The organism is Mycoplana rhizolycopersici, from assembly GCF_013378445.1.
In the GTDB taxonomy this organism is placed as follows: domain Bacteria; phylum Pseudomonadota; class Alphaproteobacteria; order Rhizobiales; family Rhizobiaceae; genus Mycoplana; species Mycoplana rhizolycopersici.
In genome coordinates this window covers 361,365-377,032 of record NZ_JABXYK010000002.1, presented here as the reverse complement: position 1 = coordinate 377,032, position 15,668 = coordinate 361,365, and the positions used below count along the sequence as shown (strand labels likewise).

The window sequence follows — 15,668 nt, the reverse complement described above, 5'->3', positions numbered from 1 at the left end:
CGCCGCTATCTACGGACGGCATCGAGCAGTGCAACTATGTTTGGCAGGTCAACATCGCTTGTCTGTCCAGGCCCCGAACGGAAGAGCGCCGCGAGAATCAAGCTCCGATCCTCTTTAGTCGCCGCCTCCCTCTCAATGAGGCTGAAGTAGGTGTCCATCATTGTGCCGCGTTGATGGGCATCATCCATCACTGCCAAGCTGTGAAGATTGTATCTAACAATAATTCTGATAAGCCAAAAATAAAGAAGAGACGGAAATACAACGATTGCTATGCGATTCAAAGTGGCAACTATGACATTTTTGTCATCAATGCTCCGCCCGGCGGAATTAAGTACATCCGCATCGAATTGTTTAAAGAACGCTATCAGTCCATCCCAATACATAGCGATGTATATGACCGGTCCGATCATGAGCATCAAAAGCAAAAACAGCGAAGCGCAAAAGCCAGCAGCGCTCAATCTGGTCCTCTGACGCCAAAGCTCACGGGTGGCTGCCTGCCCAATGCTCTCGCGGACCGCCGATTTAAACGCCTCGACTTGCTGATTTGTAACGCCAACCACATTGGAAAGAGTATCCACCGATGGAGTGAGTGTCTTGAGATCGGCCGCAATCTTTGCGTTGTCCACTTTTGCCTTTTCAATACCTTCAATAATTTCTTTTTGCGCATCCAAACCCTGCGCGAGGCTGTTCTGCACAATGCTGTACGTTTCAATGAGCTTCTCGGCTCGGCGATCGAAGTCCTTGATGGACGCACGAGCTTCGCTTTGAATTTCGCGAACCTCGGTAGCTCCAGCGATGACCTCGATCATCGCCGAAGATGCTGCCTGTCTGCCTGCAATGTAGTGCGTCACCTGCAAATCGAACAAAAATTTCGTCCGTTCCGATGTGCGCGGAATATCACCCTTGAACCCGCTGCCCCATTCGACCAAAACAGCCGCAAGCAATCTAAGGGCGACCTCATCTCGCTCAATACCACCCCCTGTGTCCACGAATTCGGCCAACGCGGCACCAAGCTCGTCGACATTTTCGGAGCGGAGCAACCGCTTATCCGAATACCCTCGGTGCGAAATCTCGCCCAGCGGTGGATATATCTCTGCGAAAACGGTGTCGACCATTCGGCGAACTTCTACGTCGTTGCTCAGACTAGATGCAAGAGATCCGATTCTTCTCAACAAGGCAGCTTGTTCTTTTATTGTGACTGTTCCACCTTCAACGACATCATTGTGATGTGGGTGAAAGATATTAAGTATCGCCGAAATTATCTCCGCCTTCATTCGAACACTCGCCCCCCACGGTCCACCTTTGCTTTAAAGGTTGGCTTCCCACTTGACGCTATTTCAAATTGGTACCTCCCACTTTACTGGATGTCTACATTATGAGCGCCCTCAACGCGTTCATAGATGAAGCCCGGACTGTATCGGTTGCCGATGCAGCCACAATCCTTGGCTACGTGTTAAAGGGACCCGAATTCGCCGGCCCCTGCCCGCTCTGCGGCGGTCGGGATCGCTTCTCGATCTCATCCTCTAAGCAGGCATGGAACTGCCGCCAGTGCGGGCGCGGTGGCCGGGACGGGATCGGGCTCATTGCGCATGCTCGCGGTCATGACCTGTCGAGCCGCACCGGCTTCCTGACGGCATGCAGCGAGGCGCTGCAGCGGGATATTCCGGCCGAAGGCGAGCGGGAGACCGAAGAGCAGCGCGCGGAGCGGCTCGCCGCGATCGAGGATCGCCGGCGGCGCAATGCCGAGGCTGCCGCGCGTGCCAGCAACGACTTCCGCGAAAAGGCAATCGCCAAGGGGCGCGGCATCTTCTTCAACGCCCGGAAGGTCGCGGCCGGCGAGCGGAACGCGGCCGGCGAATACCTCCGCCTGCGCACCGGTTTCGACATGCCGGACGCGGTCTGGGCGAACATCCGGTCTGATCCGCAGCACTCCTATTGGAGCAACCGCAAGGACGACCGCGGTCATCATCCCTGCCTGCATGTCGGGCCGGCGATGATCGCGCCCTTCGTCGACACCAGCTTCCGCGTGACCGGATGCCATGAGACGTGGATCGACCTGTCGCGCGGCCCGAAGTTTCGTCCGCTCATCACCGATGGCGACGATACCTTGCCGACGAAAAAGATGCAGGGCGTCAAAAAGGGATCCTTGATCCCGCTCTTCGGCCTGATGTCGTCGACGCGATGGGTCGGCGGCGAAGGCATCGAGAACGGCCTCGCCATTGCCGGCGCCGAGGGCTTTCGCGCCGATACCTTCTATTTCGCGGCCGGCGACCTCGGCAATCTTGCCGGACCGGCGGATCCGGCAAGTGCCTTTGCGCATCCCACGCTGACGACCACCGACAAGCGTGGCCGGACGCGGGCTGCGCGCGTGCAGGGGCCGGAGCCGAAGCAGGACATCCAACCCGGCGAGGTGCTCGCTTTCCCCGATCACGTCGCGCAGCTCGTGCTGCTCGCCGATGGGGACAGCGAGCCCGTATTTACCGCCGCCGCCATGGCGCGCGCCGAGAAGCTGCACGCGCGCGACGGGCGCGAGATCGAAACGTGGTGGCCGCCCGCAGGCTCCGATTTTTCCAAACTGATGGCAGGGTGACGTGGCAGAGCGAAAGAAAAAACCTGAACTTCCCGAGGCCGTCCGCGAGAAGCTTCGCGAGGCCGAAGAGCAGCGCCGCGGCGAAAACCCCGGAACCCCTGCAGGTCCTGCGGACGAGGCACCGGCGCACATCCTGGCGGATCTCGATGCGGACAAGGCGGCGCTGGAATTCTGCGCCGAGCTTGATCACTCCGACACTGACAATGGCAAACGGATGATCCTGCATTTTGGCTCCGATCTGGTCGTCATTTCACAGGAAAAGGCCAAGACGCCTGCTTTTGCGGTCTGGACGGGAACGCACTGGGATGCCTCGAACGGCGGCCCAAAGTCGAAGGCGCTGGCGCAGCGGCTGGGCGACCGGATCGCGCAGGAGATCGACTTCATCAAGCCCAACGCCTTCGAGCAGATGCTGATTGACAGGGGCGAGGAAGCCCTGAAGAAATCGGAGGAAGAGCGCGGCCCGATCGAGAAACGACTCGCGACGGAAGCCCTCAAGGCGAAGGAATCTCATGGCAAACGCGTCAAGCGGCGCCTTGATCATGCTGTCACCTCGAAGAACGTGGCGAAGATGAACGCAGCGCTGGAATGCGCCGCGCCGCACATCATGCGCGATCCGAATGACTTCAATACCGATCGGATGATGGTGGCCGTGGAGAATGCGACCCTGCGCTTTGGCCGCAAGACCGAGCGCAGGCGCAACCCGCGCCACAAGAGCACGGCGGAGACGCCAGATGCGCCCGAGTTCATCGAAGCGTGTATCGATTCGACGCTGGAGGTGATCCCCGGTCATCGCCGGCAGGACATGATCACCCACATCATTCCGGTGCGCTACAAGCCCGGCGCGAAGTGCCCGAAGTGGATGGCCTTCATAGACAGCAAGTTGCCCGATCCGGCCGTGCGCCGCCTGGTGCAAGTCAGTTCGGGCCTGGGGCTGCTGGGGATCACGGTGCAGTATCTGTTCTTCCACTATGGTGACGGTGCCAATGGCAAGTCCGTCTACATGGAAACGCTCTGCCGCTTGCTTGGCGAGGCGGCGGTGACGTTGCCTGCTACCAGCCTGATCGGCGAAGGCGGATCCTCGGGCAGCGCGAGCCCCGACCTTGCCCGATTGCTCGGAAAGCGCCTGCTGCGCGTCAAGGAGCTGCCGGAGGGCGAGGATCTGCGCGAGAACCTCGTGAAAGAACTGACGGGTGGCGAGATGATCACCGCGCGCGACCTCTTCTCAGGCTATACCGACTTCCTGCCCATCTTCATCGCCATCATGAGCGGCAATGGTTATCCGCGGATCACTGGCACGGACGACGGCATCTGGCGGCGAATGGCCGTGATCCATTGGCCGAACAAGATCGCCAAGGAGGACAGGCGAGAGTTCGAGGAGATCGTCTCGTCGTTCGAGCCCGAATATCCGGGTATCCTCAACTGGCTGATCGAGGGGGTTCACATCTTCCTTCGGGAGGGCCTGATCATCCCCGAGGCCGTCGAGCGAGCCACGCAGGAGTATCGCGACGACATGGACCGAACAGCGGGTTTCGTTGGTCGTTGCGTCATCAGGGATGCGAACGCGCCGCCCTTGCAGGGCAAGGTGCTCTACCAGGCCTATTGCGACGACACGATCGACCAGGGCGGGAAACCCATGAACGTGACCAGCTTCGGGCGCATCATGGGCAAGAAGTTCTCGAAGGAGCGAACGGATACCGGCGTCGTCTATATCGGCATCAGGCTTTCGAACGTGCCTGCGCGCGCCTCGCCTTCCGATCCGCCTGAGGGCCGCTTTGATCCCGATGCGCCGTTTCCCGACGAATTTCCGGACCGGTGATCTCCCCGGAACCCCACCTTACGGGGCTGTATCTGACCAGTTCTGACGTGTTGCTGACGAGTGCCTGACCACTTCAAGGTGATGGAAAAGACAATGAAATCAATAGGGCTGACGAGTTCTGACGAGTTTGCGCGTGTCTATACATATGAGGATGGGGAGGTGTGGAGGGAATGGACATAGGTAGAGACGCTTGAACTGGTCAAACTGGTCCAAGCATATGAAACATAGAGATAAAACTATTCATTCGACTGGTCAGAAACTGGTCATAACTGGTCAGAAGAGGGAAAGATGAAGAAAATCACGATCGAAAAGCTTCTGACCTGGGCTTTCGTGCACGAGCTGCCGAAGATCGGCGCTGGTGGGGGCGGCTCTGTCGTCGCGGGATCGAGCTGGAATGCGATCGTCGAGATCGCCGCACTCGGCACCATGATCGACCGTAGCCCGAACGCCTACGGCACGATCCCTAGCTACATCTATGAGGGCGAGCCGGCATCCGATGCGGTGCTCGTCGGTGACGCGGTGCGCGCGCTGGCGAGCCGCGAAGGCTTCGAGATCGCGCACGGCTGGAACCCCTTCCCCGAATGGCAGGATCCGTATGGGCTGATCCGCGCTGAGGTGGATCGGATTGCCGAGGAACAGCGCAGCCGAAGCGACAGGCTGAACGGCAGGCACGTGGTTAACCTAGTCATCAGCGCCGCCATGCTGGGCCGTGGGCCGTCCTGGGACGCGTCTGAGCCAGTGGCCCGGCCGATGCTCGATGTGAATGGGCGCGCGATGTGGTTCATTGACAGGAAGGCAAAGGACAGGCTCGGGCGCGTTTACACCTATACCGACAACGGCTTCGACCAGCGCCGCCATCGTCCCGTCAAGGGCGCCTATCGGAAGTGGAAGCTGGACCGTTCGCTGCGCGGTGACATTCTCTCCCGGCTCGACTGGCAGCTTTGGCAGGATGCGCTGGTAGCCCTGCACATGGAATTAAAGAACAACTTGGAAAGCCATTCACTTTCCACCTTCTTTCCCGCTCGCAGGCCGTGGATTGGCTGCAACCAGTCAAGGTTCCCACCGTCACCAAACCCTTAGCAGCCCGATCGCTGATGGTGGGCGAAACTAGTTAATCGAATTGACGAGGCACATTTCGCTTTAGACTGGGCCGCAGACGAGCCTTCAGCTAACGCAGGGCATAACTAGAGGTCCACTATCGCGCGCAAGCGATGGAGGTCGCCGAGTCGCGCTCATCTTTGAACGCGTCTACCTTTCTTTACCGTATTAGGACGTTGATGCCTTTGACTGCACTCCTTTAGTCAAAGGAAGAAGTCTTCGACGACTGGTTTGTAGCCCCTTAGAGCCACCGCAATATCTGCAATCTTATCGCCGTTCGTGTCGCCTTCGAACAATATTCCGGGGCCATGATAACCTTGGAAGCGAAGCTCTCCAGCCGCACCACTGAACTCCGATTCGCCTATCCAAGTGAATTTGTTATTCTTGGGCGTATGAATATTCGCGTCGATTGCTCTCAGGTCTATCTTGTCACCTTTAGAGAAGTCTTCAATCCAATCAAAGCCCTGGAGCTGGTCACCGTTTTTGTCAATGAGCAGAAATTTATGGGCGAGCTTTTTACTGTAAAAGGAATCTTTCACAGAGGTGAAGATAAATGTATCTCTTCCCTCGCCCCCAACAAGAGAGTCCGCACCGGTACCACCGACCAATTTATCGTTGCCTCGATCCCCTCTCAGCGTATCGCTTCCGCTGCCACCATAAAGGGTATCGTTCCCGTTGTGCCCCTCCAGAAGATCATTCCCACGATCGCCATAAAGTCTGTCATTACCATGTTGACCGTTTAATCCGTCGGCGCCACTGCCTCCATACCCCACATCATTCCCAGGCCCCAACAACAAGGTGTCGTCACCCTTGCCACCGTATGCAAAATCTTTCCCTGCCCCACCATCAAGTTGATCGTTCCCATCGCCGCCATATAGTATATCTCTACCCGAAGAAGCAGATAAAATATCATCTCCCCCATACCCGTAAGCAACATCGTCCCCATCTTGCAGGTTAACTTCATCTGCAAGATTGCCACCTCTGAACAAATCCCTCCCTTTAAAAACATTCTTCTCAAAGATAACGTAGTACTTGTCATACTTACCGTATTGGTATACATTCTCATTATCGATAAATTTGACTAACTCCTTTGATTTTAAAGATAGTCCTTTTATAGAAAATAATTTCTCTGACGGTGAAACAGAAAGTGAACTATTTACTTTACCATTTGGATCAAAAACGACAATATCTGTAATAGTTCCGGATTTGAATTTATTTCCACTTTCGGTGTATCTAAATCCAGTCCCCTTTATATCGAAAGTCTTGTATTCACCCCAATAGTCATGCGAACGAAAGCTGTTTTTCCCGAGAGCATGATCAACGTAAGGACTAAATAATCCGCCAAACATTTGAAATCTATGCAGACCGAATGGAAAGCCTTTGTTCACGTATATGTTTACCATCAATCATTCCCCTGATGCCTAGTTCCACACCCCAGACAATTCATGGTTCAACCTATCAGCGAGTATTTTTGAAAGCAAGCTCCACAAGCCAGATGCAAATGCATCTAAGGCACTGAGACATATAGCTAATTCGACAACTTCAAAAAGGTGTTGCCCGCGTTTGGAAGTTGACAGATAGTCAGCACGTTAGATCAGGTTCAGAAACCCGCTGGCGGAAACGCTCGGCGGGTTTTGCTTTGCCAGCCGATGGGGGCGATCATGAATCCCGTCGCTGTAACGGCGGCATTGCTTTGAGGACGGCCATGCTCGACACCGAGGTTAGGTTCGATCTTCGAAAGTTCGAACGTTCCATGTCCGATGTCGCCCGCAAGCAAATGCCGTACGCGGCAATGCTCGCCTTGAACGAGACGGCCAAGGGCGGACGCCTCGCGGTGCAGAAGGAAATGGATCGGGTGTTCGACCGCCCTACCCCATATGCCAAGCGCGGTGTTGTCTACGACCGTGCCACCCGGCAGAACATGCGGGCGGCTGTCGTTGTCACCGGTGATCGAACCAAGGGGGCATTGCCCGCAACGGCCTTCCTCGGCCCGCAGATCCAAGGCGGTCGACGGACGCATAAAGCCTTCGAGCGGCAGCTGATCGAGCGGGGCCTGATGATGCGTGGTGAGGTAGCCGTCCCTGCGGAGCGCACTCCGCTCGATCGGTATGGCAACACCACCCAGGGCTTCCTGAACCGCGTGATGGCCGACCTGAAGATTGACTATCGTGGCGCTGGGGCTACCCGTGTTCGCAGCGACGCCAGCCTGAAGCGGAACAAGAACTATCGCAGCGCGCGGTACTTCGTCCCGAAGCGTGGGGGACACATGTTTCCGGGTGTCTGGCAGCGCAGCCCGAAGGACGACAGCGTCTTCCCGGTGATGCTCTTCATCAGGTCTGAGGGCTATCGGGTCAGGCTTCAGCTCGAAGCCGTCGTCGAGCGGCATGTCGCCGCGACCATCGACGATAACTTCACGGTCGCCTTCGCCCGTGCCATGCGGACGGCCCGGTGACCGTTCAACCCAATTCGCGGGTCCTCCCCGGCCAGACCGGCGCTGCGGGTATTTGGCACCGCTGGTATTGTCCAGACCGTGTGAATTTCTGAAGCCTAAAGTCGGGCGCTAAAGACGAAACGGCTAAAGACGAGCGAGCGCCTAAAGATGGACGGCACTGCGGTGGCGATGAGCAAGGGCGAGTTCGCGGCCCATATCGGCGTTTCGCCAGGGCGCGTCTCTCAGTACATCGCCGAGGGCCAGATCAGCGGCGACGCGATCGAGGGCGCCGGGCGCTATGCGAAGATCCGGGCCGAGGTTGCCAAGCAGCAGCTTCGCCGGTTCCTCGACCCCAGCCAGCGTTTCGGTGCGAACGGTGCGGCTGCCCTGAGTGCTGATGCGATGCCGGCCGATCGCACGGCGGAACCGCAGGCCCCACCGACAGAACGGCGCGAGCCCGATCGGAAGCAGGTGTCGGCGCCAACGCTGCCCCCGGCGCCGACCGATCCGACGCAGGACGAGCTGGCCCAGCTCCGCCTTCGTCGCGAGCGGATCGCGACCGAAAAGGCCGAGCGCGAGGAGATGCTCGAAATCGGCCGCTACATGCTTGCCGAGGTCGCGCGCCGGGAGATGGGACGGGTCGCGGCCGAGGCGTTCAAGGTCATGGAAATGGGGATTGGCGAGATGGCGAAGGTCATGGCCGCGCAGTTCGGCATTCCCCAGCACGACGTGCAGCATGCGTTGCTCAAAACTTTCCGCAGTGTTCGCGCGAAGGCGGCGGAGGATTTCCGCAAGCGCCAGGCGGACCTTCCCGAGCACGTTGAAGACGACGAGGACGGCGCCGAATGACGATGCTCTATAACCCGGCGAGGCTCGTCTATGACGTGTTGGCCGAGGTCACCGAGCCACCGCCGCCGGTCGACTATCTGCGATGGGCAAAGGACAACATCGTCTTTTCCGAGCGCATCACCGACCACGCCGGCCCGTATAATGAGCGGCTGGTGCCGTTCTTCTCGGAGATATTGAGGGCGCTGTCGCCGGAAGATCCCTGCAACGTCGTCAGCCTGGCGAAGTCGGCGCAGATTGGCGGCACGATCTGCGCCAACATCTTCACGCTCGGCTCGCTCGACATGACGCCCGGCGACTTCCTCTACGTCCATCCGACGGAAGAGAACGCCGCGCGCTGGTCGAAAACGAAGCTGATGCCGCTCGTGCGGGAGACGCCGCGGATTGCCGCGCTGTTCTCGACGAACAGCCGCGAGGCCAGCAACAAGGTGCTCTACAAGGAGCGGATCGACGGGCGCGGCGCGATCCAGGCGGCAGGCGCCAATTCGCCCGCCGGCCTGTCGATGATCTCGCCGCGCAAGCAGGTCCAGGACGACCTGGCGAAGTGGCAGAAGAATGAGGCCGGCGATCCGGAGGTCCAGGCCGACAGCCGAACGAAGGCGTTCTTCACCGGCAAGATCTTCAAGATCTCGACGCCGATGGTGTCGCCCGGCTGCAAGATCACGCAGAACTTCGACGAGGGCACGCAGGAGACTTATCACGTTCCCTGTCCCCACTGCGGACACCTGCAGGATCTGCGCTGGGAGAACATGCGGGACCATATCGACCCCGCGCACCCGGAGAAGGCGCACTTCGTATGCGTCGAATGCGGCTGCGAGATCCAGGAGCATCATCGCGAGTGGATGGTGCAGCCGGAGAACGGCGCCAGGTGGGTCGCCAAATATCCGGAGCGGGCGCGGCGGCATCGGTCGTTCCGGATCTGGATGGCCTATTCGCCGTTCGAGCGCTGGGAGAACCTCGCCGCCGAATATCTGGGATTGCAGGCAGGCGGTCCGGAGAAGCGCGAGGACGGATCGGGCGCAGAGCAGACGTTCTTCAACGACTGGCTCGGCCTTGCCTATGAAGCCGACAACAAGGCCGTCGACTGGGAAGTGCTCCGTGACCGCGCCGAGGATACCGGCTTTGCCCGCGGCGTCATTCCCGCCGAGGCGCTCGTACTGGTCATCGGTGTGGACGTCCAGGGCGACCGCGTCGAATGGACCCTCGTCGGTTATGGTCGTAACCGTTACCGCGCAGTGATCGATTGCGGCGTCATCGACAATCGTGCCGGTCGCCATCTTGCGGAGTTCAAGGAACATTCCGGGCATATCTCGGAAACGCAGGTCCGCGACGAACTTGACCGGCTTCTGATACGGCAGTTCCCCGATGTCGCCGGACGTAAGCGCACTTGCGACTTTCTGGCGATCGACGGCAACGCCTATACCGATGATGTCTATGGCTGGGTCCGCCGCCATCCAAAGTCGAAGGTGATCATGGTGCGTGGCGGCAGCTCGGATGCCGCACCCGCCATCGCCCAGGCGCATGAGCACGACAAGAAGGGCCGGCGCAAGAAGCAGAAATGGACGTCGCGCTTCTACACGTTCAACGCCTCGGCCTTCAAACTGCGCCTCTATCGCGACTTCAAGAAGGACGATCCGGCGCAGGCCGGTTACATCCAGTTTGCCCGCGGTCTCGGCGACGAATTCTTCAGACAGGCGACGGCGGAGTCCCGCGTGCCGGAAAAGTCAAAGCGTACCGGACACACCCGCTACGTCTGGCGCCTTTCTGAGGGCCGCCGCAACGAGGCGATGGACATGCTGAACCAGAGCCTCGCCGGTGCCTACCGGCTCGGCCTTCCGTATTGGGGCGATGACGAGTGGGATGCCGTGGCTGATCGTATCGAAAAGACGCCTGTTCCTGAACAGCACGACATAGAGGAGCTGCTCATGCCGGGCGCTGACAGCTTCAAGACTCTGGCTGACAAGCCGACCGAGAATGACCAGTCCGCGCGCGTCGCCGCGGCACTGGCTCGTGCCGCCCGCAACGCAGCCCGCAACCGATAGGACGTTTCCATGTCTTTGACCGAAGAGCAGCGCGCGCTTATCCAGGCGCGGCTCGACGAAGCGCGCACCTCCCTCCACAAGCTGGAGATCGGCGAGGCGACAGTCAGCCTCGCCTACAACGGCGAAACCGTCACCTATTCGGTGGCCGATGCCGGTAGGCTCCGCCAGTACATCCGCAGCCTCGAGGCGCAGCTCGGCCTTCGATCCTCGGCTCGTGCCCGGTCTCGCGGCGTGGTGTTCGGATGACGGCGCCGCAGATCCTCGGTCCCGACGCCCGTCCGCTTGCCCCGCAGGTGCGCGCCGCCGCGCGTGTCCAGATGGCGAAGAACCGGGCGATGTCGTCGGCCGCCTATCAGGGTGCAGCCTACGATCATCCGAACTTTGCCAAGTGGGACGTGGGCAACTATTCCGGCCAGACCGCGCTCAGCTGGTCGCGCCGCACCCTTGTCGATCGCCTGAACGACGTCGCCCGCAATGATGGCTGGGGTGCTGCCGGCACCTCGCGTCTCGTCGACAACATCGTCGGCGCCGGCTGGCGTCTCGCGGCACGGCCGAACCACGTCTCGCTCAACATGACGTTCGATCAGGCCGAGGAGATCAGCGACCGAATCGAGGCGCTGTGGCGGGACTACACCAACGATGTCGACAACTGGTGCGATGCCGAGCGGACGAAGACGATGGCCGGTATCCTCGGCCTTGCCGCACGCCAGCGCTTCGGCCCTGAGGGCGAGGCCTTCGGCATCATCATCTGGCAGGAGGATGCGCCGCAGTTCTCGACCGCGGTACATGTGATCGATCCGGCGCGTTGCTGCAATCCAAACGGCCGGATGGACGAGGAATTCCTGCGTGATGGCGTCGCGATCGACGGCTACGGCGCGCCGCAGGGCTATCATTTCCGCAAGTCGCATCCCGGCGACGTCTATGCCGGCAATACCGGTATCTGGTCATGGGAATATGTCGAGCGGGCCACCGAATGGGGTCGGCCCGTCGTGGTGCACAGCTTCGAGCAGAAGCGGGCAGGCATGACGCGCGGCGTCTCCGACTGGGCGCCGGTCATGCGTTCGATCAAACAATCGACCGACTATGAGGACTTCGAAAGCCAGGCGGCGCTGCTGAACGCTGTCATGGCCGCCTTCATCGAGACCCCCTTCGATCCGGAAGAGTTCCTCGATGCGATGGGTGCCGAGGTCAACACGGGCACGCTCGGCAAGCTCTACGGCGAGATGGCTGAGGCGCAGAAAGCCTACTACGGCGCAGCTCCGATCGAGATTCCCGGCGTAAGGATAAACATGCTGCAGCCCGGTGAGCAGGCGAAGTTGATGAAGCCGGAACATCCGAATGCGAACTTCGAGGCCTTCGTGAATGCGGCGCTGCGCAAGATCGCCTCTGCTGTCGGCCTCACCTATGAGCAGCTGACGATGGACTGGAGCCAGGTCAATTACTCCTCCGCGCGCGCCGCCCTTCTGGAGATCTGGCGCGGCTTCACCGCGAAGAAGGGCAACTTCGCAGCCCAGTTTATGGCGCCTATCTACCGGGCCTGGCTGGAAGAGGTATTCGATCGCAGGCTCGTCGAGATCCCGGCGGGGGCCGTTCCCTTTGACGAGAACCCCGCCGCCTGGTGCCATGCCGACTGGATCGGTCCCGGCCGCGGCTGGATCGACCCGCTACGTGAGGCGCAGGCTGCCGGCGAACGTCTCGAACGCGGTCTCACGACGCTGCAGCACGAGGCGGCCGAACAAGGCCGCGACTGGAAGACGGATGCCGACGAGCTGGCGCGCGAGGTTCGCTACTATGCCGAGCGCGGTCTGAAGCACCCGGCCATGGGTGACGGCATGGTCGGCCACAACGGCGGCGCGCCGCTCGATGATCAGGATCAGGACACGGAGATCGAGGAACAGGTGAACGGCCGCCGGTCGACCCGCCATGCCCTTGGCATTCCCTCGATCCGGAGGCGCACATGACGAACTATCCCGAAATCGCCAGCCGCATGTTCAACACACCGTTGATGCTGCATCCGGCCAAAGGCGACGTCATAGCCCGCGCCTTCGGTCCTAGGGTTCTGGGGCATCCGGAGGCCGCCGTCGCCATCTCTGGCGACGAGAGCATGGGCCTCGTCGGCCAGAAGCTGCGCAACGCGGTCGACTGGGAGGGTGACAAGATCTACCGCGGTCCCGATCGCGCGGCGGAAGGAATAGCTCTCATCGAGATCGAAGGTTCCCTCGTCAACAAGGGCAGGTGGCTCGGTAAGTCCAGCGGCATGACAAGCTATGAAGGCATCGGCGTCCAGGTCGCCGATTGCATTCAGGATGCCTCTATCAAGGGCGTCATTCTGGAGGTCGACAGCTTTGGCGGCGAAGTGACCGGCGCCTTCGATTGCGCCGAGCTGATCTTCGAGCTGTCGAAGGCCAAACCGACGATTGCGGTTCTGACAGATCATGCCTGTTCGGCCGGCTATCTCCTGGCCGCCGCAGCGCGTCAGATCGTCATCCCAGCGACCGGCATTTGCGGTTCGATCGGTGTCATTTCCATGCATGTCGACATGAGCGCCTGGCTCGCCAAGGAAGGGCTCAACGTCACGATCCTGAAGGCCGGCGCGCACAAGGCCGACCTCAACCCCTATGAGCCCCTGCCGAAGGAAGTGGTGGAGCGCGAACTTGCCGAGCTCGAAGAGCTTCGCGTCGAGTTCGCCGCAACCGTCTCCCGTTTCCGCGCCGGCCGGCTCTCACTGGAATCCGCGCTGGCGACAGAGGCGGGTGTCTACCGTGGCCAGAAGGCGGTCGAGGCTGGTCTCGCCGATGCTGTGGCGCGGCCCACTCAGGTCCTTGCGGCCTTCGAAGCAGAACTGAGCCGGACCGCCGGCTGATCCCAAAATCACAGGAGACAGGAATGTCGAAGCTGACCCGTGCCACGCTGGCTCGCAGCGTGCTCGCCGCTGTGCGCGGCAAGATGGAAGACGAGCGCCCGGAAGACATCGAGGACGACGAGCAGGTCTCCGATGACGAGCGCAACGAGGATGCGTCCGACGAGGAACGTGATCCGGACGCCGAAGAGGAAAAGCCGGACGAAGACGCCGAGGACGAAGCGCCCAGCGAAGAGGACGAGCAGTCCGAGGGCCGTTCCGCCTCGGCCATCCGGCGCGCCGAACAGGGTCGCATTCACGCGATCCTGACGCACCCGAAGGCCGACACCAATCCGGGGCTCGCCGCCGAACTCGCCTTCGGCAAGCGCCACTACTCCGCAAAGGAAGCCGGCGCGCTGCTGTCGTCCTCGGCGGCAAACGGTCGGCTGGCCGGGAAGATGAAAGGCCGCGTGCCGGCACTCGGGGCCGGTGACGCCGGTGGCGGCTCGTCGCCGCGCCAGCATCTGACCGCCTCGGTCGGAAACTTCATCAATGGCCTGCACGGCCGTAACCGCAAGGGAGCCTGAGCCATGGCGACTGCGACTTTTTCCCCGAACGACCTGCTCGTCAGCGACGTGCCGGTGATCACCCGCAACGTCACGCTGATCAGCGGGCAGAACCTCAAGCGTGGTGCCGTGCTCGGCAACATCACCGCAAGCGACAAGTATACCCTGTCGCTGACCGCCTCCGCCGATGGTTCCCAGACGCCGGGCCTTGTGCTTGCGGCCGATGCCGACGCCAGCGGCGGCGACCTGGTCGTGCCGGCCTATGCCTCCGGCGCCTTCGATTCCACCAAACTCGTTTTCGGCACGGGTCACACCGCCGCGACCGTCGAGGCTGCGTTCCGCAAGGAAGGCGCGCCCCTCTACGTCCGCACGCTGAAGTAACGCCATCTCCCAGAAAGGGCACCATCCATGGCTGATATTCTCCTGAATACGGCAGAACTCACCGCGGTTCTGCCGCCGCGCGACCGGCCGGAAGCGTTCCTTCGCGATCGCTATTTCGGTACGACCGTGCTGTCGGATGCCGAAGAGATCGTCTTCGACAAGATCCTGCCGGATCGCGAGCTTGCTCCCTTCGTCCATCCCGACGTTCCGGGCAAGGACAGCGCCAATCGCGGCTTCAAGGCCACGAGCTTCACGCCGGCCTACGTGAAGCCGCAGAACACGCTGCGCCCGCGCGGCAACATGATCCGCATTCCCGGCGAGCGCATCGGCGGCGAGATGTCGCCGGCCGACCGCTACGCCTACAACCTCGCCATGATCATCGACGATCAGGATATGCGTGTCACCCGCCGCGAGGAGTTCATGTGCTCGCAGGCGATCCGCACCGGACAGGTGACGGTTGTCGGCGAGGACTATCCGACGCAGACGATCAACTACGGTCGCGATGCCGCACTGACCATCGCGCTCACCTCGACGGCGCGCTGGGGTGAGACCGACGTCGATCCCTATGACGATATCGAGGAATGGTGCCAACTGCTCGTCGACACCGACGGCTTTACCGCTCGCGAGGTTCTGCTCGGCGGTGGAGCTGCGGGCTTCCTGAAACGGTCTGCGCGCTTCATGGAAATGCTCGACAATCGTCGTCAGGCAACGGGCAGCATGGAACTCGGCGTTGTTTCGACCGGGGCCGAGAACAAGTACTCGACCGTGCTCGGCACGATCGGCGAGCTGACCTTCGTCCAGTACTCGCAGCCCTATACCGTCGGCGGGGTGAAGAACAACTTCTGGTCCACCTACGGCGTCGGCATCTTCGATCCCTTCCAGTTCCAGGGCATGTTCGGTTACGGCGCTATCCTCGACAACCAGTCTCTCCGGTCGGTCGAGCGCTTCCCCGACATGTGGGCCGAACGAAACCCGTCCCGCACCGTCGTGCAGACGCAGTCGGCGCCGCTTCCCATCGTTCCGGAACCGAACGCCAGCCTGTTTGCGCTGGTGCGCTGA

At 60.7% G+C, this 15,668-nt stretch carries 14 protein-coding genes; 12 read left to right on the top strand and 2 right to left on the bottom strand.

Translation table 11 applies throughout. The annotated features are described in order from the left end of the window. Positions 1-5: 5 nt before the first annotated feature. Positions 6-1,274, bottom strand: coding sequence for a hypothetical protein (locus tag HV823_RS04305; RefSeq protein WP_176948493.1), 1,269 nt, complete (start codon positions 1,272-1,274; stop codon positions 6-8). A 101-nt stretch (positions 1,275-1,375) separates the two neighbouring features. On the opposite strand from HV823_RS04305, the gene HV823_RS04300 reads away from it, so the two are divergent. From HV823_RS04300 to HV823_RS04290, 3 genes are all read left to right on the top strand, one after another. After that, positions 1,376-2,590 carry a DUF7146 domain-containing protein gene (locus tag HV823_RS04300; protein ID WP_210270691.1) on the top strand — a complete coding sequence of 405 codons (1,215 nt, stop codon included), beginning with the start codon at positions 1,376-1,378 and terminating at the stop codon, positions 2,588-2,590. A gap of 1 nt (position 2,591) precedes the next feature. After that, positions 2,592-4,406, top strand: a complete 1,815-nt coding sequence (locus HV823_RS04295; protein ID WP_176948492.1) for a phage/plasmid primase, P4 family — start codon at positions 2,592-2,594, stop codon at positions 4,404-4,406. Between the two features lie 288 nt (positions 4,407-4,694). After that, complete coding sequence (locus tag HV823_RS04290) at positions 4,695-5,486, top strand: hypothetical protein (protein ID WP_176948491.1); 792 nt, start codon at positions 4,695-4,697, stop codon at positions 5,484-5,486. Between the two features lie 221 nt (positions 5,487-5,707). On the opposite strand, the gene HV823_RS04285 is transcribed toward HV823_RS04290, so the two are convergent. After that, on the bottom strand, positions 5,708-6,907 hold the full coding sequence (locus HV823_RS04285; RefSeq protein WP_176948490.1) for a calcium-binding protein: 1,200 nt from the start codon (positions 6,905-6,907) through the stop codon (positions 5,708-5,710). Between the two features lie 302 nt (positions 6,908-7,209). On the opposite strand from HV823_RS04285, the gene HV823_RS04280 reads away from it, so the two are divergent. From HV823_RS04280 to HV823_RS04240, 9 genes are all read left to right on the top strand, one after another. Further along, positions 7,210-7,956, top strand: coding sequence for a hypothetical protein (locus HV823_RS04280; RefSeq protein WP_176948489.1), 747 nt, complete (start codon positions 7,210-7,212; stop codon positions 7,954-7,956). Positions 7,957-8,103: 147 nt separating this feature from the next. Next, entirely contained in the window at positions 8,104-8,784 is a 681-nt protein-coding gene (locus tag HV823_RS04275; RefSeq protein ID WP_246300885.1) for a hypothetical protein, read from the top strand. Continuing rightward, a complete protein-coding gene (locus tag HV823_RS04270) occupies positions 8,781-10,823 on the top strand; it encodes a phage terminase large subunit family protein (RefSeq protein WP_176948488.1) in 2,043 nt (680 codons plus the stop codon). Before HV823_RS04275 ends, HV823_RS04270 begins: the two co-directional genes overlap by 4 nt. Before the next feature lie 9 nt (positions 10,824-10,832). Continuing rightward, complete coding sequence (gpW, locus tag HV823_RS04265; RefSeq protein WP_176948487.1) at positions 10,833-11,069, top strand: gpW family head-tail joining protein; 237 nt, start codon at positions 10,833-10,835, stop codon at positions 11,067-11,069. After that, the gene (locus HV823_RS04260; RefSeq protein ID WP_176948486.1) at positions 11,066-12,784 is read left to right on the top strand and encodes a phage portal protein; all 1,719 of its coding nucleotides are present in this window, start codon (positions 11,066-11,068) and stop codon (positions 12,782-12,784) included. The genes gpW and HV823_RS04260 overlap by 4 nt, the downstream gene beginning before the upstream one ends. After that, complete coding sequence (locus HV823_RS04255) at positions 12,781-13,686, top strand: S49 family peptidase (RefSeq protein WP_176948485.1); 906 nt, start codon at positions 12,781-12,783, stop codon at positions 13,684-13,686. The genes HV823_RS04260 and HV823_RS04255 overlap by 4 nt, the downstream gene beginning before the upstream one ends. A gap of 23 nt (positions 13,687-13,709) precedes the next feature. Continuing rightward, positions 13,710-14,249 (top strand): hypothetical protein, encoded by a 540-nt coding sequence (locus tag HV823_RS04250; protein WP_176948484.1) that lies wholly within the window; start codon positions 13,710-13,712, stop codon positions 14,247-14,249. Between the two features lie 3 nt (positions 14,250-14,252). Beyond that, positions 14,253-14,609: a head decoration protein gene (locus HV823_RS04245; protein WP_176948483.1), complete on the top strand. Its 357-nt coding sequence runs from the start codon at positions 14,253-14,255 to the stop codon at positions 14,607-14,609. Between the two features lie 27 nt (positions 14,610-14,636). Then, the gene (locus tag HV823_RS04240) at positions 14,637-15,668 is read left to right on the top strand and encodes a major capsid protein (RefSeq protein ID WP_176948482.1); all 1,032 of its coding nucleotides are present in this window, start codon (positions 14,637-14,639) and stop codon (positions 15,666-15,668) included.